This is a genomic window from Paenibacillus sp. J31R30, from assembly GCF_059692115.1.
The window spans coordinates 114,756-136,656 of sequence record NZ_JCAUAV010000016.1 but is presented as its reverse complement, the minus strand read 5'-3'; the positions used below and the strand labels follow the sequence as shown (position 1 = coordinate 136,656).

Here is a 21,901-nt window from a genome sequence, read left to right as displayed (position 1 = left end):
TGATGGCGGAAGGGATCCACGCGTTCCCATCTCGAACACGACCGTTAAGCCTTCCAGCGTCGATGGTACTTGAACCGCAGGGTTCTGGGAGAGTAGAACGTTGCCAAGCAATTGAAAGAACCTTACCTGGTTTGTTCTAGGTGAGGTTTTTTTGTGTTTGTTTTCGTCATTTTCACAAAAATATAAGTTGAATGCTAATAATGGGCTCATTTTATAATACAATAAAGCTTAGTTAACTTTTTGGGGAGTGATACATAGTGGAGAACGCCTATGTTCAGATAGGAATGGCGATGTTCCGGACGGGGATTTTGGGGTATGGCGGCGGGCCGTCGATCGTGCCATTGATTCGGTATGAAGCGGTGACGCGTTTTAAATGGATGAAGGATGAAGAGTTTATGGAGGTACTCGCGATCGCGAATGCGCTGCCGGGACCGATCGCGACAAAGCTGGCGGGTTATTTGGGGTATCGGCTCAAAGGGAGCTTGGGGGCGCTAATTGGTCTGTTGGCTCATATTTTGCCTACTTGTGTGGCGATGGTGGGGTTGTATTCATTTATTACGTTTTTCAGCACGTCGCATGTGATCAAGGGGATGATTGCAGCGGTGGTGCCGATTGTCGCTGTCATGTTAGGCGTGATGGCGTATGAGTTTGGCGAGAAAGCGATTAAAGGGTTAGGCTGGCCAGCGGGGATTACATTTTTCATCGTAGCCTTTCTGCTGCTACAACCTTTATCGGTGCACCCCGCTATCGTGATATTCATGTTCCTCCTATATGGAGCCTTCCATCACAAGCTAAAGGACAAGTGGACGAAGAGCAAGAAGACGCTTGGCAAAGGTGATGGCGTATGATGGATTGGTGGCATCTGCTCGTTAGCTTCTTTCTTGCGAATGTGTTTGGTTATGGCGGCGGACCTTCGTCCATCCCGCTGATGTTTCAAGAGATCGTGACGAATCACAGCTGGATGAACAGCAGTGAGTTCTCCAATATGTTGGCGCTGGGGAACGCGCTGCCGGGGCCGATTGCGACGAAAATCGCCGCATATGTCGGCTACCAAATCGGCGGCTGGATCGGCGTGCTGATAGCGGTGGCGGCAACGGTGGTTCCGTCGATCATTGCGTTGATTATTCTTTTGAATATTTTGCAGAAATACAAGCAATCCCCTGTGATTAAAGGCATGACACTGCTGGTTCAGCCCGTTATTGCAATCATGATGGTGCTGGTCACCTGGAGCAGCTTGGTGGAGTCGACGAAAGCGATCGGGTATCTGCAGTTTTTCGGGATCGCCGCGGTAGCCTTTTATTTGATTCAAATGCGTAAGATTCATCCTGCCTTTGTCATTCTTGCGGGGTTCGTGTATGGTGGGATTTTTCTGTCCACGTAATCTAAGCTCACATTTTTTGGCGCTAAGCACAAAGCTAGCGCCTCTTTTCGTTACGACACCAAACTTGGTGTCATGTTTATTGACGCTAAAGATAGGCGGACCGTATAGTGTTGAAAGAGGGATAAACTTATCAAATCGGCCATATCGTTTTCCTTAAACAGCAAATCCCTAGTTGGGAGATGCTGTTTTAGCTATATAAGGGTGTCTAACGGAATAAGGAGGTCGGTGACCTGTGCGTACACAAGAGAAAGATGCTGTCGAGATGGTCCAAATCGTCAAGCAGTTCGGTTCCGTGCTGGCGAATGATGAGGTGGATTTCCGAGCGAGATCGGGAGAGATTCACGCGCTGCTAGGCGAAAATGGCGCGGGCAAAAGCACGATGATGTGCATGCTGTCCGGCGTGTACCGTCCGACGAGCGGGGAGATTTACATACATGGTGAGAAGGTGCGCATTCGCTCACCGAAGGACGCGATGAAGCTCGGCATCGGCATGGTGTTTCAGAACTTCCGCCTAGTGCAAACCCTGACGGCTGCGGAGAATATTGTTCTTGGGGAAGCTGGCTCTTTCTGGCGCGGCCCCGGATGGCTCTCGAAGAAATCGGAGGAAATCGAGGCGATTTCGAAGCGTTTTGGGCTGCTGTTTCCCGTAGATCGGCCCATCTGGCAGCTATCTGTTGGCGAGCAGCAGCGAGTGGAAATTGTAAAGACGCTCTATCGGGGAGCGGATTTTATTATTTTGGATGAGCCAACGTCGGTGTTGACGCCTGGAGAGGTTGATCAGCTTTTTGAGACGCTGAACCGAATGAAAAAGGAAGGCAAAACGGTCATTATGACGACGCATAAGCTCAAAGAGGTGATGTTCGCGGCGGATCATATTTCCGTTATGCGCAAGGGCAAGATGATTGCGACGATGGCGAAATCCGAAACGAGCGAACGCGAGCTTGCGCAGTTGATGGTGGGCGAGATGAGCTTAGCGGGCCGCGCACAACAAAGAACGCGAGCGGAGGAGAAACCGATGCTCACGGTCAAGGGGCTTGATGTCTATGCGGACCATGGACGCAAGGTGCTGGATGGGCTTCATTTTGAAGTAAATGAAGGGGAGATTGTCGGTGTTGCAGGCGTCTCTGGGAACGGGCAGAAGGAACTAGCAGAAGTGCTGACTGGACTGCGTGTTTGGAAGCAGGGGGAGGTCCATTTTGACGGAAAGGCGTTGCGGAATGGTTCGGTTCGGGGAGCGATTGAGCTTGGAATCGGGCACGTCCCGGAGAATCGGATGCGCAGCGGTCTTGCGGGGAGCTTGGACTCGGTGGATAATCTGTTGTTCAAAACGTATCGTTCGTCAGAACGGTCGCGGTTCGGTTTGCTGCGAACAGGGAGCAATCGGAGTTGGTCTCAGCGGTTGGTTGAGATGTTCGATGTGAAAACGTCGGGAATCGATTCGCCTGTTCAATTTATGTCGGGTGGGAATCAGCAGAAGCTGCTTTTTGCCAGGGAGATTGATCAAGAGCCGAAGCTGATGATTGCGGTGCATCCGACACAAGGCCTTGATGTGGGTGCTTCGGAGGGCGTGTATCAACTGTTGGAGGATTTGCGCAGTAAGGGGCGTGGTGTTTTGCTCATTTCGGAGGATTTGGATGAAGTGCTGCAGCTGGCTGACCGTATTCTCGTGATGTACGATGGCCGCATTGTGGGGGATATCCCGAGGGAAGCGGCGAGCCGCGAACATATCGGTATGCTGATGGCGGGATCGGAGGAGGATGCAGGATGAGTGAGCAACGAACAGCAGGCAGCATTCCGATTGAAAAGAAAGTGATTGGGCGCCGAGCAGGGTTCCGCTTGCCGTACCGTTTGGAAATCGATCCCGCAGGGGCGAATAGCCCTTGGTGGGTAACGATCATCGCTATCGTATTGGCGTTGGTGGCTTGTGGGATTTTTATCGCGCTGAATGGGATGAATCCCTTCGTGGTATACGGGAAAATGGTGAAGGGGGCCTTCGGCTCCACCTTTGGATTAACAGAAACGCTGGTGAAGGCGATTCCTTTGCTGCTTTGCGGGCTGGGCGTGTCGATTGCTTACCGCATCTCCGTGTGGAACATTGGGGCGGAAGGACAGTTCGTGGCAGGGGCGATGGCGGCGACCGCGATTACGGTGTATTTTCCACATCTGCCGGTGTATCTGGCGATTCCAGCAATGATGGTCGCGGGCATCGTGGCCGGCGGCTTCTGGGGATTGCTGACGGCAATTCCGCGGAACTTTTTTCAGGTAAACGAATTAATTACTTCCTTGATGCTGAATTATGTGGCGCTGCTCGCGCTGAACTATGTGGTTTTCGGGCCGTGGAAAGATCCAAAAGGTTTTAACTTCCCGGGATCACCAATGTTCACAGTTGCCCAGTCCTTACCGACCTTTGGTACAACGCGGCTGCATCTAGGGCTGATTTTTGCCATTATCGCTGTGCTGATCTATGCCTTCGTGGTCCGGTATACGCGGTGGGGCTATGAGCTGAGGTTGATCGGTGCCAATAGTGAGGCGGCTAAAAATGCTGGTATTCGTATTTCCAGACATGTGCTGCTGGTGATGGTGATTAGCGGCGGATTGGCGGGGCTTGCTGGCATGGGGGAAGTCTCTGGTGTGGCGCACCGACTGATGTATGGGATCTCTCCGGGATATGGGTACACGGCCATTATTGTGGCTTGGCTAGCGAAGCTGAATCCGATTGGGCTTGTGATCGCCTCAGTGCTCTTCGGTGGGCTCATTGTAGGTGGATATAGTGTGCAAACGATTGGGCTTCCGTCGTCGACTTCCTCGATGATTCAAGGGGCGATTCTGTTTTTCCTTATTGCTGGGGGAATGGCAGGGAAATTTCGTATTCGTCGGAACAGCTGATTGAGGCGGTCTCTGTGAGTTTGCGTGCGTGGATGACTAGTTAGTTAATGGTGTTAATGAACGGTTAAATAAGGGGGTGTAAGAGATGGATGCAATCACACAAATCATTGTTTCGGCGATCTCTTCGGGTACACCGCTGCTTCTGGCCGTATTGGGCGGCATCTTGATTGAGAGATCGGGCATCATGCAGCTAGGCGCTGAAGGCTTGATGTTAATGGGTGCGGTGACATCGTGCCTTGTCTTCATACATACAGGAAATTTAGCGTTGGCCATTCTGTGCGTGCTCGCGGTGAGTGGGGTTCTCGGGTTGCTCCATGGATTTCTATGCGTGACACTGCATGCGAATCAGGTCGTTTGCGGGTTAGCGATGACGATATTCGGCGCAGGGCTTAGCGCGTACTTAGGGAAGCCGGTGAGCGGTCAGCCACTTGTGGGTGCAGTACCAAAGCTTGATATGCCGTGGTTGGAACCGGTGCCGGTGATTGGCAAAATTTTTGCCCACATGGATTTGTTTACATGGTTAAGCTTCGTACTCGTGCTGGCTATGCACTTGTTCATTCATCGCACGTCATGGGGGCTTCATCTTCGGGCAGTTGGGGATAATCCGGCGACGGCGGACGTGATGGGGATTCCTGTGATCGCGATTCGCTACGGGTGCATTGTCGTGGGCTCGATGTTGATTGGTATTGGTGGCGCAGATTTGCTGCTTGTATATACACCGACATGGAACGAGGGGATGACCTCCGGACGCGGTTGGATCGCGGTGGCGCTCATTATTTTCGCGAGATGGAATCCGATTCGTGCCCTTGTGTGTGCGTATTTCTTCGGTGTGTTGGATAGTCTGGGGTTCCGTGTACAGCTGATCGGCAGTCATATTCCTTCTTACTTTTTGAAAATGATTCCGTACGTCGTCACCATTCTGGTGCTGATGTTCCTCGGTTGGCGGAATAAAAATAAGCCATCTGGGGCGCCTGAGGCGCTTGGAGTGCCTTATATACGTGAGCAGAGATTTTAAAATGCGGGAGCAACAAGGGGCAAAAATAGGAGGGCCAAACATGAGTGAATTTGAGGTTCATATTCCTTATTTAAAAAGATGTGTAGAGCTTTCCCTGCTAGCGAGAGAAGCTGGCAATACACCTTTCGGTTCGTTGCTGGTTGGTCCTACTGGGGAGATTTTGCTGGAGCATGGCAATGTCGAGGTTACTGAATCGAATTGCACAGGGCACGCGGAAACGATGCTAATGGAGGCAGCCTCCAACCGATATAGCAAGGAAGAGTTGTGGGCATGTACGTTGTACACCTCAACGGAGCCATGCGCGATGTGCGCGGGAGCGATCTATTGGGGCAACGTGGGACGCGTTATATTTGCAATGTCAGAAGCGATGCTCGCGGGGCTGACAGGGGATCATGAGCAGAATCCGACGTTGATGCTGCCTTGTCGTGAGGTTTTTGCCAGAGGGAACAAGCCGATCCAAGTGATCGGTCCTGTTCCTGAGGTTGTGGACGCGGCTGTTGCTGCGCACAGCGGGTATTGGGGTTGAAAGGGAAGCCGCCGGGACGATTGTTGTCTTGGTGGCTTTTTTTGGTTTGTGTGGGGATAGGGTTGTGGAAGCATGTGCTGCTGAGGTGGGAGAGAAGGGGGCGATAGGGAAGGGAGATGAGGATGAAGATGAAGATTAAGATGAAGATGAAGGTAATAGGATATTGATGGTTTCGATGTTGTAATTTGTACAACATTATTGATGGTTTTTGCCCTGAAAATGGGATGAAGTTGTATTTTGTACAACCTTTTAGGCATTTTTAAGCGCAAATGGACTGAAATGAAGAATAATGTTGTACGTTATACAACTTGCGAAGCGATTTGGCGTGTTTAAGGGCTTCGATGTTGTATGAAATACAACATAGGAGTGGGTGAGGAGTGGAAGGTGGAGTGTGGAAGGTGAAAAGTGAAAAGTGAAAAGTGAAAAGTGAAAAGTGAAAAATAGAGTAGAAAGAGGGGGGGATGAGTAGTTTGGATGATTAATGTAGTTAAGGAGTTAATTTAAGCACAAGTTCATGGCCGGTAATGGTGTGTGTCTTGATAAGGAGTAGAGCCGCTCAGTCTGCCTATTTTAGCAAAAATACAAAAAAACTTAACGTTGTTATGAAAGATTACAAACTTCTTTCATATAAATTGACCCATAGGGATGGCGCATTTACAATGAAACAAATCTTGGAAAAGAATGCATGGAATTTAAGGCTGAAATCGAGGTGGCGGGGCTATGAAGATCACACGGAAGCAAGTCAATGACATGAACCAAGAGGCGTTCATTCTAGCGTTTGGTCCGCTATTTGAGCACTCGCCTTGGGTGGCAGAACGGGCTGCAGGATCTCGGCCATTCACCGAAATCAAGGACATGATTAGCGCCCTTGAACTACAGGTGGAACGAGCGAGTCATGAGGAGCAGCTGGCGCTGCTACGGGCCCATCCCGATCTGGGTACTCGCGTGCGGATGACCGATCACTCCGTTCAAGAGCAGTCAGGTGCCGGTCTGAACCAGCTATCCCCTGAAGAATATGAACAGTTCCTTTCTTTAAATAAGCAGTACACGGATCGATTTCAGTTCCCTTTTATCATGGCGGTGAAGGGGCAGACCAAAGACACAATACGCGAGGCGTTACGCCAGCGCATTCAAGGAACTCCGGGAGTGGAGCTGCGTACGGCACTGCAAGAGGTTTGTAAGATTGGGCGTTTTCGGCTGGCAGATCTTGTGATGATTGAAACGGAGGAGAAAGCGATGGAACAAGCAAAAGGCGCAGAGAGAATCATGTACTACGGGAAAGGTGACGTCTGGGTCTATCGTTCTTATGCCAAGCCGTTGACGAATATCACGCTGATTCCGGAATCGGGCTTCACAGGGCGAGACAATGTGCTGTTCGGCATGAACATCAAAGTTGCGGTGAGCGGTGAGAAGCTGTTCACGTCGTTCAGCGAGGGTGACAACACCAACGTCGTGGCGACGGATTCGATGAAGAACTTCATCCTACGCAAAGCAGGTGAGTATGAAGGGTCTACGGCAGAGGGGTTTTTGGCTTTCGTGAGCAGGCTCTTCCTAGAGAAGTATCCATGGATGACGGGGATTAAAATGAGTGCAGATCAAGTGGCTTTCGAGGTGCTGCCAGTTCCAGGGGAATCAGGCTTCCAAGCAGGAGATCTTGTGTACCGTTATTCGCAAAATGAACACCCAACCGCATTTGTAGAGCTGGTTCGCGCCGCAGATGATATCGTCGTCGCAGATCACTCCGCTGGCGTAGCAGACCTTAAACTAATCAAAGTCAAAGGAAGCTCCTTCGCCGGCTTCGTTCGTGATGAGTACACGACACTGCCAGAATCATCGGATCGTCCGCTGTTTATATTCCTAGACATAGCATGGACCTATGAAACAGCTGAAGATGCCTTCGATGCCGATCTAGGGCGCTATGTAGCCGCTGAGCAAATTCGTGATATTGCGCATACCGTATTCCATGAGCAGCATTCGCCTTCGATCCAGAACCTCATCTATCGTATCGGGCAACGCTCCTTATTGCGCTTCCCGCAGCTCAAAGAAATTCGCTTCGAGTCCAATAATCGGACATGGGAAACGATTCTTGAGGAAGTTTCTGTAGGTGAAGGCAAAGTATTTACAGAGCCTAGGCCGCCGTATGGTTTCCAAGGCTTTTCGATGACAAAGCGTGACCTGGAGGGCCTATGAGCGTAGGGATTACATCGCACGTTCTGGATATTAGCAGCGGTCGACCGGCAGTTGGAGTAAGGATCGATTTGTTTCGGCTGGAAGGTGGGGAGGCAGAACTGCTTCGCTCTGACGTTACGAATACAGATGGCAGGCTGCCAGGGCCGATGCTGAGTGGGGAAGCTTTTATAGTTGGGACGTATCAGCTTCTGTTTCATGTAGGCGACTACTTCAGAGGGAAGGGCGTGGAGCTGCCAGAGCCAGCATTTCTAGATCAGGTACCGATTCGTTTCGGAGTTGCCAACAGCACGATGCATTATCACGTTCCTTTATTAATCGCACCATGGGGGTATAACACCTATCGCGGGAGTTAATCCGAAGTAGTTGGCGTCAAACGAACAGACAGAGAGCTTCGAGGGAGGTTTCGTAGGATGAATCAATTGGATCTTATCGTACGCAAAGGAAATGTAGTCCTGCAAAATGAGTGTCGGCAGCTAGACATCGGTATACGGGACGGCAAGATTGCAGCACTAGGTAAAAACCTCGTGTTCTCAGAGCAGACTCCTGTTTATGACGCAGCAGGCTTAACGATTCTCCCCGGGATGATTGATGCACATGTTCATTTCAACGAACCTGCACTCGGCCATTGGGAAGGCTTCGCTACAGGTTCTGCCTCGCTAGCCGCTGGTGGATGCACAACCTATATCGATATGCCGCTAAATGGGGTCCCGCCTACAGTTCGTCTCAGTGCGTTAGCGATGAAGCTGGGAGCAGCCGAAGGGCAATCTTACGTAGATTATGCGCTGTGGGGCGGACTTGTCCCTGGCAACATTGGTGAGTTGGAAGGGCTTGCTCAAGCTGGCGTGATTGGCTTCAAAGCCTTCATGTCCTGCCCAGGCGGAGAGGGAGAAGACATCTTCACGGAAGTGGATGACGAGACGTTAGTTAACGGCATGAAAGAAATTGCTCGCTTGGGGCTGGTGCTAGCGCTTCATGCTGAGAGCGAGGAGATCGTCTCCAAGCTCGCTGCCGAGGCCGTGCAAACAGGCAAACGCAGCGCATTGGACTTCATCGCGACACGGCCGATTGCCGCCGAAGTGGAAGCTGTAAACCGAGCATTGGGCTATGCGAAGCAGACAGGCTGTAAGCTGCACTTCGTACATATCTCCTCCGCAGAAGCGGTACAGGTTATCACGGAGGCGAAGGCACAGGGAGTGGACGTTACCGTGGAAACGTGCCCGCATTATTTGGCACTAACGGATCTGGAGGTCGAACGCCTCGGACCTGTTGCGAAATGTGCGCCACCGATACGCACGTCGGAAGATCAAGCTCGTTTATGGGAAGAGTTGAAAGCTGGGCGGTTCGACATCATCGCTTCTGATCACTCACCTTCGCCTAAACACATGAAGCAGGGTGATTTCTTCGCAGCATGGGGCGGTATTTCGGGGGCGCAAAGCTCGCTTGAGCTCATGCTGGATGAAGGACATCTGCGCAGAGAGATTCCTTTAACTGAGCTAGCTCGTATGCTGGCACTAGAACCAGCTAAGCGCTTTGGCTTACATCCTCGCAAGGGGGAAATAGCCATAGGTGCTGATGCGGATCTGGCTTTGGTGGATTTGGCAGCAAGTTATACGCTGCAAGAGAGTGACTTACTGTATCGACATAAGCAGAGTCCCTATGTTGGCAAAACGTTTGGCTGCAGTGTGAAAGCAACCTTCCTGCGGGGAGTCAAGGTGTATGAACGAGGTGTGGGTGTTCGAGCAGCGTTAGATGGAACTTGGTTGCGTCATCGTACATCGATCGGAGGCGGGCTAGATGGCTAAAATGAAACAGCACCCACAAGAGGAAATGCTCGCTCAATACGGGGAGCGTATGCTGCGAGCCTTGGAGTGGCTGGCGACCTTTGGCGCCGATCCAGAAGGCGGCGTGACTCGGCTGCTCTATGCAGAGCCATGGCTCCAAGCGCAACTAGCGCTGATGGACAATATGCAGGGCATGGGGTTGAAGGCAGACTTTGATGAAGTCGGCAATGTATACGGTAAATTGCAAGGGTCTGACCCTTCGTTAAAGCCGCTGCTCACAGGTTCACATATGGATACCGTCAAAAATGGCGGCAAATACGATGGAGCCTACGGCGTCATCGCATCCATGATGGCGCTGGGTTATTTAAAGGCCGTGTACGGGACGCCGAAACGGACATTAGAGATGGTCTCCTTTTGCGAGGAGGAAGGGAGTCGGTTTCCCTTGGCGTATTGGGGCTCCGGTCATGTGACAGGGGTGCTATCGCTAGCTGATGGTATTGGGCTTGCTGATCCAGAGGGAGTCACACTAATAGAGGCGATGGAGCAGGCGGGATTTGAAACCTCACAGAATCAGCCCTACCCGGCGAAAAGAAATGATATTGGCGCCTATATTGAAATTCATATCGAGCAAGGCGCAGTACTTGAATTTAAGGAGAAGCAGATTGGTGTCGTTACGGCGATTGTTGGTCAAATTCGAATGACCGTCGTCGTCACGGGCACGCCAAACCATGCAGGAACGACCCCGATGACGATGCGTAAAGATGCATTGGCTGGCGCAGCCGAAATGGTCGCGCTCACAGAGCAGATGGCTCATGCAGAGGGGGAACCGTTGGTAGCCACCGTAGGACGCTTGGAAGTGAAGCGTGGAACATCGAATGTGGTGCCCGGCGAAGTCGAATTTACGTTAGATATTAGGCATACTGACGAGCGGAAGATTGAGGCTTTTCGTGCGGGACTGATATCGCGGTTTGTGGAAATCGCCGTGCGAAGAGAACTATATATAGATACAGTTGAACATCTAAATGCTTTACCAGTGGCCATGGATAGCGGGATATCGGCAGAAATTGAGGCTGCCTGCGACTTCTATGGCTACGAGCATATACGGATGCCAAGCGGGGCTGGACATGATGCGCAGCTGTTCGGGCCTATCTGCCCGTCGGCCATGATTTTCGTGCCAAGTCGGGCTGGCATCAGCCATAGTCCCAAAGAGTACACGAAGCCGGAGGATCTCATCGTCGGCTTCCAGACACTCGTTCATGTGTTATACCAATACGGCTATGGGGGAAAAGCAGATGAAAACCTATAAAGATTTATCACCCTCCCTTCGAACAATTATGACCCCTGGGCCAGTTGAAGTTGACCCTAGGGTGCTGCGCGCGATGTCGTATCCCATTCTGGGTCAATTCGATCCGGAGTTCACCGAGTTGATGAATGAAACGATGGAGATGCTTCGTGAGGTTTTTCAAACGAATAATCAATGGGCGTTTCCGATCGATGGGACTTCCCGTTCTGGTATAGAAGCCGTAATGGTAAGCATCATCGAGCCAGGAGATAAGGTGCTCGTTCCGATATACGGACGATTTGGAAATTTACTGGTAGAAATTGCGGAACGCTGTGGGGCTGAGGTGGCCATTATTGAGAAGGAATGGGGGTCCGTGTTCGACCCCTTGGATATCATATCAGCTATCGAGCGGGAGAAGCCTGCCATTGTGGCCATGGTTCATGGAGAGACGTCGACAGGCTGTATCCAACCATTTGATGGGATCGGGGTCGCTTGCCGTCAAGCAGATGCACTCCTCGTAGTAGATGCTGTAGCCACAATAGGCGGTGTTCCTGTAAAAACAGACGAATGGCTGCTGGATGCAGTGATTGGCGGAACGCAAAAATGTTTATCCGTTCCATCGGGCATGTCACCAATTACGTACAACGATCGTGTCGAAGCGAAGGTGCTTCGCCGCAAATCGATCGAGCGGGGACTGCGGGAGAAAGGCGCCCCTGCTTCCACGGTTAAGGCTGTGGCGAGCAACTATTTCGATCTCGGCATGCTGCAGGACTACTGGAGTCCGAAGCGGTTGAATCATCATACCGAGGCGACAACCATGCTGTATGCACTGCGCGAAGGTGTACGGATTGTGCTGCAGGAGGGGTTGGATGAGCGCTTCTTGCGTCACAAGCGTCACGAAGAGGCTTTGGTTGCTGGGCTGCAGGCCATGGGGTTGACGCTTTATGGTGACCCGTCATGTAAGCTGCCGGTTGTCACCTGCATTCGCATTCCGGGGTCAGTGGATGGTGAAGCCGTACGCGCGATGCTGTTGAACAGCTTCGGCATTGAAATTGCCTCTTCCTTCGGTCCATTGAAGGGGCAGATTTGGCGCATCGGCACGATGGGTTTTAGCTGCAATCAGAAGAATGTGCTTCATGTCCTTGGGGCGCTGGAAGCAACACTTCATTGGCATGGTGTGGATATCTCGGTAGGAAAGGCGCTGCAAGCTGCACTAGCGGTATATGCTCATAAACGGGAGGAATAATCATGTTAAACATCATGCCACGAGCAGAGCGAGCCATGATTGCTACGCCGCATTATTTGGCTAGTTCAGTGGGGAGCGCGATTTTACAGCAAGGAGGCAATGCCTTCGATGCGGCAATTGCCATTAGTGCGACCCTGGGTGTCGTTTATCCGCATATGACGGGGCTCGGCGGAGATGCTTTTTTCCTCATGCATGATGCGGCAACAGGCGCATATACCGGCTTTAATGGCAGCGGCAAGTCGGCTGCGAAGGCAACGCCAGATTTTTATAGCGAGCAAGGGATGGAAAAGATTCCGCAACGCGGCATTTTAAGCGCGATTACGGTTCCGGGCATGGTGGATGCTTGGTGGCAAGTGTGGAAAAAGCACGGCAAGCTTCCTTGGGCGAAGTTATTGGATGCAGCGATTGGATATGCGGAAAAGGGGTTCCCGATCTCGCGCAATTTGCTGTTCTGGATGCGCAAGGATGAGGAATTCATTCGGGCTTCCGCACAGCTCAGCGCCTTATATTTGCGGGATGGCGAGCTTTTGAAGGAAGGCGATCGGCTGATTCAGCCTGACATAGCAAGAACGCTGCGACTGATTCAGCAAGAAGGTAGAGATGTGTTTTACTCAGGCTCGCTAATGCAAGCGATTATTAATGGCGTTAAGTATGATGGCGGTTTGCTGGAGGAAGAAGATTTCCGCAGCTTCGCTGGAGAATGGGTGGAGCTGCTATCGACGACGTATCGCGGATATGAAATTTATCAAATGCCGCCGAACTCGCAAGGGTTCACTGCGCTCATGATGATGAATATGCTAGAACATATTGAGATGGCAGCTGTGCCAAGGGCATCGGCGAATTTCTATCATCTTATGTCGGAAGTGATCAAAAAGGCGTTCAAAGATCGTGATCGCTATTTAACAGACCCTTATTTCAGGGAGATACCGCTTGAAAGGCTGTTGTCCAAATCGTACGCGCAAGAGCTCTGGCAGGACATTCAGGCGAATCCAATGAAGGTCAGTGATCATCTCTCGCCAGCGATCGGTCAGGACACCGCTTATGCAGCTGTTGTGGATGAAGAGGGGAATTCTGTTTCTTTTATCCAAAGTCTCTATTTTGATTTCGGGGCAGCTTACGTTCCAGGTGATACCGGCATTATTATGCAAAATCGGGGCTCCTTCTTCTCGCTCGATCCTGCATGCGCAAACGTGCTGGAACCACGCAAAAGATCGTTCCATACGTTGATGCCTGCTATGGTAAGTAAGGCAGGTAAGCCGTATATGCTGTTCGGCACGCAGGGTGGAGAGGGTCAGCCGCAGACGCAGCTATCGATACTTACGGGGGTCTTGGATTATGGTTTATCCATTCAAGAAGCCATTTCACTTCCACGTTGGGTTTATGGACGTACTTGGGGAGAAGAAGGCGACGCGCTTAAGCTGGAGCACCGACTTGAACCTGAGGTATATACAAGACTCAAACAGTGGGGACACCGCGTGGAGCCCGTGAAGTCTTGGGATGGCATTATGGGGCAGGCGCAGGGCATTGTCATTGATGAGCAAGGGTTTATGAGTGGTGCGGCGGATCCGCGTGGCGATGGGTTGGCGATTGGCTGGTAGTGGACCCACGAGGAATAGTGTTGGAAGATCAACTAGACATGTGCTTTAGAGATGAATGGGATTAAGCAGCTAGGTAAGCATTTATATAAAGAGGGAGCGATGAGTGATGGAGGCCTATGACATTTTGCAAGCTGTGGGAAGTAATACCAAGGCACGTGTATTGGCGACAGTGATTCATGTGGAAGGCCACGCTTATCGCAAACAAGGAGCTGTCATGCTGTTAATGGCAGATGCCAGCACGGTGGGGAGCATATCTCCTGGCTGCTTGGAAGGGGATCTCGCTGCTTACGTGCCAGGTGTGTGGGAATCGCAAAAGCCGCAAATGGTCGAATACGATATGAGACCTGCGGATGACTTCGGCTGGGGAGAGACGATCGGGTGCGGGGGGTTGATTCGGATTCTGCTAGAGCCGCTTTCTGGGGAATTATTGGTTAACCTGCTCGTGGTGAAAAATAAATTGGATCGCGGCGAAGCCGTGGAGCTTATTCGCACCTATACCGATGGGTATTCGGATATTACGTATGCGCTTCGGGGATCAGGTGAGTACGAGCAGGGCCTTTCTGCCCCTTTAGCTATGAGAGAGCCGATTGGGTTCATGACGAGCACAGTATTTGTGCCAAAGCCAAGAGTCATCGTGTTCGGTGCGAATCCGGATGCAACTCCACTCGTACAAATGGCCGCAAGCAGCGGTTTTCGTGTGGTGGTTGCTGACTGGCGAGAGGCATTCTGTAATGCAGAGCGATTTCCTGAGGTAGAAACGATGGTTGCCTTTCCAGAAGCATTAGTCGAAAAGCTTGCGCTGAATGAGCGAGACTACGTCGTCATCATGAGTCATCAGTTCGAGAAGGATACGGCCTTCTTCCGAGGTGTTATGGCCTATAATATCCATTATCTAGGGATTATGGGCTCCAAAGAGCGTACAGCGAAAATGCTGGAAGGTTACGAGCGCCCTTACTGGCTGCATGCGCCAATCGGCTTAAACATCGGCTCGGAAGGCGCGTTCGAGAATGCGATCAGCATCGTAGCTGAGTTGATTGCGATCAAGCGCGGTAAACATGGAGCGGAATCATGGCAATCCCCCTTAGCTCATGGACGGGATGTCCAAAGCTTCAGCTCATGGTGAAGCCGGTGAAGAAAAGGGTCGTCGGCGTCTACCTGGCGGCGGGGAGCAGTCGGCGCATGGGGACTGCGAAGCAGTCCCTGGAGCTGGCTGCATGCGTCAGCCTAGCTAGTCTGGCGCTGCTGAAGGCGCTCGCCTGCTCAGAGCTAACGCAGGTGATTGTCGTTGTACGCGAAGGAGATACGCTGGCATGGTTGCCGGAAGAGGCTCGTGGTCAAATCGCGAGTGGTAGATGCCGCATAGTGGTATGTAAGGATGCTGGTCTAGGTATGGCCCATTCGCTTCGCACCGGTATTCAGGCAGCAGAGGAGCTGGGGGCTGACGGTGCAATGGTCATGCTGGCTGACCAGCCCTTTATTGATGGAGCAGGGCTAGAGAGTCTGATTGATGCCTTCAATCTGGAGGCTGGTTATGACTTCGTTGCTAGCGGTGATAGCGGAAAGCCTAAACCGCCTGTCATTCTGGGGAACGGGATGTGGTCAGCTATTGCGGCGTTAGAAGGAGATGCTGGAGCGCGAGCTTTGTTTCAATTGCCTGCTTTTCGCGGGCAGGTGATCGAGATGGATTCGTTGACATTTATGGATATTGATACCGTCCAGTGCTTTGAAGAGGCAAAGAGCATCTTTATGATTAAGTGTGTGTGAAATTAAATAACATGAAATTAGCTAGAGAGTGCATTGTTACGAATGATGCGCTATTTTTTTATATAAAAAAACAAAATGATGTTAAGTTAGTTGACGTTATTTTCGAATATTGTTTATAGTAGATCTAATTTATCAGAACGATTGAAGATGACGGTAAGGCTGAAGCGGGCAAGGGGCTCGTGAAACGGAATGAAGCTCAGTAACTCGTCGCATGAGGCGGAATCGGAGAAATAGCGGAACCACGTTCCGCAGGTAGGAGTACGAACGCATACGGGCACCACGCAGCAAGCCGACATCTCGCGGTAAACTCAGAACGCATAACGAGCACGTGGTCATTCAGAAACTCTGAGGAGGGTTGAATATGTCAGTTCCTATGCATCAGCTGCCTGAGCAGCAACCTTCTGTATGGCAGCCGACAAGTGTGGAGGAAGCGATCGAAATGAAGCGCAAATGGGGCGAAGATGCCGTCATTGTCGCCGGAGGCACTTGGCTTCGCACACGTTGGGAAAACGGTCTCGCACCGATGCCGCAGCATTTGATTAGTCTTGGACGTATTCTTGTCCTGTCGGGATTAACAGTTAATTCCCAAGGTCAAGTTCATATAGGCCCTGCCCTGAGCATAGCAGATTTGATGAAAAACGAGCTAGTTCAGCAAAAGTGCAGTCTGCTCGTGCAAGCTTGCGCAGAGATCGCAGCTCCGTCGATTCGAAACCTAGCCTCCATTGGGGGCAATGTGATGACACGTACAGGTGATCTGATCCCCGCATTACTTGTGATGAATGCACAGATTCGGTGCATGGATGGGCAGAATGAACGAACGGTCTACCTGAAGGATTGGCTCACTGTTTCGCCAGACACTTCTGAAGAGATGATGATAGGGATCATGGTGCAAACAGAGGCGGTGGCTGAAATCGAAACTGAAAATGAAAATGGAGCTGGAGCTGGAGCTGGAGATCAGCTAGATGCCACAGGAGAAGCGGGAATTACGCATGAGTTCTACCTCAAAGTTGGACGAAGAGAGGCGTTTACGCCATCGGTAGTTACGGTTGCGGGAAGGCTTTCCCTGCAAGCAGATGGGAGGATTGTAAGATTTGCCTTGGCGGCAGGTGGGGGCAATGCGATTCCTGCGAGGTTTCCAGCTTTGGAAGCGGAAATGCTCGGTAAGCCGTTATCGAAGGCAGTTTTGCAGACACTTCATAAGGGCGTGATGGCCGACTTTAACGCTGTGCCTGATGATTATGCTGGCGTGGCTTATCGAAAGCAAACTGCGGCGAATTTGATTGTTTCGGAGTGTTATAAAGCTTGGCGCAAAGGGGGCGGAGCCTATGCTCCTAAATCGTAATGCGAAGAAATGGATCATAAGACCTGATGGCAAAGAGAAAGTGACTGGGGAGCTCCGTTATCTCACCGATTTAACCGCCCCTGGCATGCTGCACGGCAAGGTATTGCGGAGTCAATATCCGCATGCTTGGATTCTTTCTATCGATACAACTAAAGCCAAACAATTACCTGGCGTGCGCGCGGTCCTGACAGCTGACGACGTGCCAGGGTTGAACTTATTCGGTATTGCTTTTCCGCATCAGCCGGTGTTCTGTCAGGAGCGGGTTCGTTATATCGGGGATGCGTTGGCCTCCGTTGCTGCAGATACAGAGGACATAGCGGAATACGCACTAAGCCTCATTGAGGTCGTGTATGAGCCGCTTCCCCTTGTAGATAACCCAGAAACCGCGTTGGAGACGGGTACGATCCTGCTGCATCCCGAAGGGAATCTGCTTCATCAAACCTCCCTGCAGCATGGGGATTCGAACATGGAGGCGGTTTTTGATACTTGTGCACACGTTGTGGAAGAGACCTATTGGACACCTCGCCAAATGCACACGTATATGGAAACGGAAGGTGGTCTCTTTATTCCTGAGGCAGACGGGCGGCTTACCGTTTACTCGCCGACCCAGCATGGCTACAAGGATCGGTTCCAGCTTGCGCGAATCCTTGGGATTCCCGAGGAACAAATCAGAGTCGTATCCAGCCCGATCGGCGGATCGTTTGGCGGCAAAGATGAGCTCAATGTGCAGCCTTTCGGTGCACTAATGGCGTTAAGGACAAAGAAGCCGATCAAAATGCACAATTCCCGTCGGGAATCGGTTATTTCGGGAATCAAACGTCATCCGATGCGGATCGCGATGAAAACAGGGACTGACCAACAAGGGCACCTGATCGCGCATCAGGTCCGCATTCTGGCAGATACAGGAGCCTACGCGACATTAGGCTGTGAGGTACTCAATTTTGCAACCGAGCATGCGATTGGTCCTTACACGATCCCACATGTCGATATTGAAGGAAAGAGCGTCTACACGAATAACGGAGTGTCCGGTGAGTTTCGGGGGTTCGGCGGCAATCAGGTGATTTTCGCGGTGGAGAGCCAGATCGAACGCTTAGCCGAGAAGCTCGGCATGGACGCGTGGGAGCTGCGCAAGCTCAACCTGCGCCAGCCAGCAGATCCTGGCCCGATGGGCCAGCAGATCGTGGCCACCGAAGGCGCCGCCCAAGTGTGGGCGAAGGCGCAGGAGTCGCCGCTCTGGGCGAAGCGCGCCCACCCGCAAGCGGCTGCGCAAGAGCCGTGGCTGCGCCGAGGCGTCGGCGCTGCGCTGGTGATGCACGGTGCCGGGCTCGGCCTCGGCATCCCGGACCATTCCGGCGGCCGCATCGAGCTGACGCCGGAGGGCAAGATCCAGGCCTCCTTCGGCTTCGAGGAGTTCGGCCAAGGGCTGTATGCAGCACTCACGTTGATGCTGCAAGATTGCTTCGGCTGCGCCGTCGATGACATCCGCATCGTCATCGGCGATACGGACCGCGTGCCCAGCAGCGGTTCGAGCACGGCCTCACGCGCCACCACGATGATGTGGCGCGCGCTCCAGCGGCTGAAGCCAGCCTTCGTGCTGGCGCTGCTGGAGCAGGCTTCGCTGCTCTGCGGCGTTCCGGCCGCAGAGCTTGCAACCGGCGCAGGCGGGATTCATCGCAAGGGTGATGAATCGGGGGAGCCGGTTGTCACGTATGCGGAGGCCGCTGCGGCAGCAGCTGCGCCGATCCTCGCGCATACGGAGTTCGACTACCCGACGACGCCCGAAGGGCGGGTCGGGGCGCACTACCTGTACTCCTATGCAGCAGCCATCGTAGAGGTGGAAGTCAATATGCTGACCGGACGGGTTAAGGTGCTGCAAACCGATCACGTCATTGCCGCAGGCCCTGTTATTAATCCGATGGGCTTTCTTGGGCAAATCGAGGGCGGCAGTGTGATGGCCTTGGGCTACACGTTGACCGAGGATGCTGTCATGAAGGATAGCCGATATGTCAGGCATAACTTGGATACGTACCTCGTTCCCACCTTCAGCGATAGCCCGCTCAGCATTCAAGTTGAGGCGATCGAAGAGCTTCCCGAAGGGGATACATTCGGCCCTCGCGGCGTTGGAGAAATCGGTTCTGTTGGCTTAGCGCCTGCGATTACGGCGGCAGTGCGGCAAGCGACAGGCATTTGGGTGAATCAGCTGCCCATATCACCAGAAGACATCGTGCAATCCATCGATTGGTTAGAAGGGGTGGAGGCCAGTGATTAATACATCTTTTGTGCTAGAGTGCTCCATTAACGGGAAGGGAGTGTCCATTCCAGTCCCTGCATCCAAAAGGATGTCAGCTGTTCTGAGGGATGATCTGTTGATGACCGGCACCAAGGTTTCGTGTGAAATTGGGCGCTGCGGCGCTTGCATGATTCTGCTCGACGGTCAGCCTGTGAATTCCTGTCTACTGATGGCTTATCAAGCATCGGGCAAGGAACTGACGACCATAGAGGGTATATCAGCAGGTGAAGAGCTGCATCCGATTCAACAAGCGATGTTAGAGGAGGGGGGATTGCAGTGCGGTTACTGTACCGCCGGCATGGTTGTCACCTTAACCGCGTTGTGGGAATCGAACCCTGCTCCAACGAGGGCTGAGGCCGAGAAAGCACTGTGCGGGAACATTTGCAGGTGCACAGGATATGAGGGGATTTTCAGAGCGGTAGAGAAATGCGGATTGTCCATAAAAAGAGAGGGGTAGAAGCGAATGAGAAAAATCATACTGTCCTTAACTGCTATTATGTTAGTCATTTTAAGCGCCTGCTCCACAAGCACGACAACTAGTTCCACAACAGCGCCAGCTTCCACCACTGCAGCATCTACGGCAGCGACAACAACAGAGAAAAAGCTGCCTAGAGTTGCTTTTGTCTATATCGGCGTTCCGGGGGATGGCGGTTGGACATTTGAACACGATCAAGGTCGGTTAATGCTGGAGAAAGAGCTGGGGATTAAAGCGACGACAGTTGAAAATATCCCAGAAGGCCCTGACGCAGAGCGAGTGTTCGAGGAGCTGGCTCAGAAAAATGATATTATTTTCGGAACCTCCTTCGGATACATGGACCCGATGGTTGCTGTAGCGGCAAAGCATCCGAATGTGAAATTCCTGCACGCCACTGGCTACAAAACAGCGCCCAACCTAGGTACGTACATGGGACGTGAATATCAAAGTGCTTACCTCGTCGGTATGGCTGCAGGGAAGATGACGAAAAACAATCATCTGGGCTATGTCGGTGCTTTCCCGATCCCAGAGGTGATTTATACCATTAATGCTTTCACGCTTGGTGCGCAAAGTGTAAACCCGAATATTGATGTTCAGGTTGTGTGGAGTAATACTTGGTTCGATCCTGCCACAGAGAAGCAAGCTGCGATTTCCCTGCTGGATAAAGGTGTGGACGTATTGGCGGCTTACCAAGATTCACCGGCAAGTATTCAAGCGGCTGCTGAACGTAAAGTATGGGGCATCGGGAATGACTCCGATATGGGCAGATTCGCACCTGAGACGTACATATCGAATCCGAAATGGAACTGGGGCCCGTACTACGTGAAAACGGTGAAAAGCATCATGGACGGCACATGGAAATCGGAAGCTTACTTCGGCAGTATGAAAGAAGGCATCACGGATATTGCCCCGCTAGGCAAAAATGTGCCAGCTGATGTGAAAGCAGTGGTGGAAAAAAAGAAAGCAGAAATTCTGAGTGGTACATTTGAGGTGTTCCAAGGACCCATCGTTGACCAAGATGGTAAAACTCGCTTCGAATCAGGTAAAAAGATGACAGACGAAGAAATCTTGGGCACGACTTGGTTTGTTAAGGGCATTAAAGGTGTCATTCCTAAATAAACCACGAAGGATGTGAGTGGCGATGACAATACAAGATATCGCATTAATTCACGAGTGGCACCCGGTGTTGTTGTCGTCAGCACTCACGGAAAAGCCGGAAGCCGTTGTTGTACTAGGCGAAAAAATAGCGGTATTCCGCACCACGCAAGGCGTCCACGCGTTCAAAGACTTATGTATTCATCGCGGTGTGCCGCTTTCACTTGGGAAAGTAAGCGGCGATGAGCTTGTATGCGCGTATCATGGCTGGTCCTATAATGGCTGTGGCACATGTACAAGGATTCCCTCCTTGCCGAAGGAACAAGCCATCCCATCGAAAGCCAAGGCCTTCGTTTACGCCTGTGTGGAAGCGCATGGTCTGATCTGGGTATGTCTTGGGACACCCGCTGGGCCGCTGCCGAAAGTGAGTGCCTATGTGCCCGAAGGCTTCAAGGAAGTGTTCATGGGGCCTTACACGCTGCAAGCAGCAGGGCCGCGCATTATAGAAAATTTCCTCGATGTGTCCCACCTCATGTTCGTGCATGAGGGTCTGCTGGGGGATAGTGATTTCGCTGAAATCAATGATTATCATGTGTTGGAAGAGGATGGCCTTCTGCGTTCCGAGGAAATCATCGTGTATCAGCCTGATGCCGATGGGACTGGACGTGGCGTGAATAGTCGCTATGTGTATGAGGTATTCGGTCCGTTATGTGTAGCTTTTACGAAGAGGGATGACGTATCTGATCACATCTTTCGTCTGTTTCTGATGGTGCTGCCGGTTACGGAGCAGACTAGCGTGGCTTATATGCTGAAGCAAAGAAATTATGCGTATGACGAGCTCGATGAAGTGTTCATCCAATTCCAAGATCGGCTCATCGAGCAGGATCGGGTTATGGTAGAGAATCAGAAGCCGGAGCTGCTGCCGCTAGATTTGCAGGCTGAGCTGCACCTGAAGTGCGATCGCTTGAGTATCGCCTACCGCAAGCGGCTTCGTGAGCTAGGCGTCACTTTCGGAACAGCGTAGCAAGAA

Annotated in this window: 19 protein-coding genes and 1 rRNA gene; all 20 read left to right on the top strand. The window is 51.9% G+C overall.

Annotation, left to right across the window (positions count from 1 at the left end; genetic code table 11):
* Window positions 1-109 (top strand): 5S ribosomal RNA (rrf, locus tag AC58QO_RS30380); the annotation flags it as partial.
* 145 nt (window positions 110-254) lie between these two features.
* Window positions 255-848: a chromate efflux transporter ChrB gene (gene chrB / locus AC58QO_RS30375; protein WP_497272206.1), complete on the top strand. Its 594-nt coding sequence runs from the start codon at window positions 255-257 to the stop codon at window positions 846-848.
* Window positions 845-1,381: a chromate efflux transporter ChrA gene (chrA, locus tag AC58QO_RS30370; protein ID WP_497272194.1), complete on the top strand. Its 537-nt coding sequence runs from the start codon at window positions 845-847 to the stop codon at window positions 1,379-1,381. Before chrB ends, chrA begins: the two co-directional genes overlap by 4 nt.
* 262 nt (window positions 1,382-1,643) lie before the next feature.
* Window positions 1,644-3,149 carry an ABC transporter ATP-binding protein gene (locus AC58QO_RS30365; protein WP_497272204.1) on the top strand — a complete coding sequence of 502 codons (1,506 nt, stop codon included), beginning with the start codon at window positions 1,644-1,646 and terminating at the stop codon, window positions 3,147-3,149.
* Window positions 3,146-4,267: an ABC transporter permease gene (locus AC58QO_RS30360; protein WP_497272192.1), complete on the top strand. Its 1,122-nt coding sequence runs from the start codon at window positions 3,146-3,148 to the stop codon at window positions 4,265-4,267. The genes AC58QO_RS30365 and AC58QO_RS30360 overlap by 4 nt, the downstream gene beginning before the upstream one ends.
* Before the next feature lie 85 nt (window positions 4,268-4,352).
* Window positions 4,353-5,282: an ABC transporter permease gene (locus AC58QO_RS30355; protein ID WP_497272190.1), complete on the top strand. Its 930-nt coding sequence runs from the start codon at window positions 4,353-4,355 to the stop codon at window positions 5,280-5,282.
* Between the two features lie 40 nt (window positions 5,283-5,322).
* Complete coding sequence (locus tag AC58QO_RS30350; RefSeq protein WP_497272188.1) at window positions 5,323-5,808, top strand: nucleoside deaminase; 486 nt, start codon at window positions 5,323-5,325, stop codon at window positions 5,806-5,808.
* Window positions 5,809-6,528: 720 nt separating this feature from the next.
* Window positions 6,529-7,998 (top strand): factor-independent urate hydroxylase, encoded by a 1,470-nt coding sequence (gene pucL, locus AC58QO_RS30345; RefSeq protein WP_497272186.1) that lies wholly within the window; start codon window positions 6,529-6,531, stop codon window positions 7,996-7,998.
* On the top strand, window positions 7,995-8,351 hold the full coding sequence (gene uraH / locus AC58QO_RS30340) for a hydroxyisourate hydrolase (RefSeq protein ID WP_497272184.1): 357 nt from the start codon (window positions 7,995-7,997) through the stop codon (window positions 8,349-8,351). The genes pucL and uraH overlap by 4 nt, the downstream gene beginning before the upstream one ends.
* Before the next feature lie 57 nt (window positions 8,352-8,408).
* Complete coding sequence (locus tag AC58QO_RS30335; protein WP_497272182.1) at window positions 8,409-9,800, top strand: allantoinase; 1,392 nt, start codon at window positions 8,409-8,411, stop codon at window positions 9,798-9,800.
* Window positions 9,793-11,085 carry a Zn-dependent hydrolase gene (locus AC58QO_RS30330; RefSeq protein WP_497272180.1) on the top strand — a complete coding sequence of 431 codons (1,293 nt, stop codon included), beginning with the start codon at window positions 9,793-9,795 and terminating at the stop codon, window positions 11,083-11,085. Before AC58QO_RS30335 ends, AC58QO_RS30330 begins: the two co-directional genes overlap by 8 nt.
* Complete coding sequence (locus tag AC58QO_RS30325) at window positions 11,072-12,307, top strand: pyridoxal-phosphate-dependent aminotransferase family protein (RefSeq protein ID WP_497272178.1); 1,236 nt, start codon at window positions 11,072-11,074, stop codon at window positions 12,305-12,307. Before AC58QO_RS30330 ends, AC58QO_RS30325 begins: the two co-directional genes overlap by 14 nt.
* A 2-nt stretch (window positions 12,308-12,309) precedes the next feature.
* Window positions 12,310-13,905: a gamma-glutamyltransferase gene (ggt, locus tag AC58QO_RS30320; RefSeq protein WP_497272176.1), complete on the top strand. Its 1,596-nt coding sequence runs from the start codon at window positions 12,310-12,312 to the stop codon at window positions 13,903-13,905.
* A gap of 106 nt (window positions 13,906-14,011) precedes the next feature.
* Window positions 14,012-15,028, top strand: coding sequence for an XdhC family protein (locus AC58QO_RS30315; protein ID WP_497272175.1), 1,017 nt, complete (start codon window positions 14,012-14,014; stop codon window positions 15,026-15,028).
* A complete protein-coding gene (locus AC58QO_RS30310) occupies window positions 14,974-15,669 on the top strand; it encodes a nucleotidyltransferase family protein (RefSeq protein WP_497272174.1) in 696 nt (231 codons plus the stop codon). Before AC58QO_RS30315 ends, AC58QO_RS30310 begins: the two co-directional genes overlap by 55 nt.
* A 361-nt stretch (window positions 15,670-16,030) precedes the next feature.
* Complete coding sequence (locus tag AC58QO_RS30305; RefSeq protein ID WP_497272173.1) at window positions 16,031-17,011, top strand: FAD binding domain-containing protein; 981 nt, start codon at window positions 16,031-16,033, stop codon at window positions 17,009-17,011.
* Window positions 16,995-19,280, top strand: a complete 2,286-nt coding sequence (pucD, locus tag AC58QO_RS30300) for a xanthine dehydrogenase subunit D (protein WP_497272172.1) — start codon at window positions 16,995-16,997, stop codon at window positions 19,278-19,280. Before AC58QO_RS30305 ends, pucD begins: the two co-directional genes overlap by 17 nt.
* Window positions 19,273-19,758 (top strand): (2Fe-2S)-binding protein, encoded by a 486-nt coding sequence (locus AC58QO_RS30295; RefSeq protein ID WP_497272171.1) that lies wholly within the window; start codon window positions 19,273-19,275, stop codon window positions 19,756-19,758. Before pucD ends, AC58QO_RS30295 begins: the two co-directional genes overlap by 8 nt.
* A gap of 6 nt (window positions 19,759-19,764) precedes the next feature.
* Complete coding sequence (locus AC58QO_RS30290; RefSeq protein WP_497272170.1) at window positions 19,765-20,895, top strand: BMP family ABC transporter substrate-binding protein; 1,131 nt, start codon at window positions 19,765-19,767, stop codon at window positions 20,893-20,895.
* Between the two features lie 22 nt (window positions 20,896-20,917).
* Window positions 20,918-21,895, top strand: coding sequence for an aromatic ring-hydroxylating dioxygenase subunit alpha (locus AC58QO_RS30285; RefSeq protein ID WP_497272169.1), 978 nt, complete (start codon window positions 20,918-20,920; stop codon window positions 21,893-21,895).
* The last annotated feature ends 6 nt before the right edge of the window (window positions 21,896-21,901 follow it).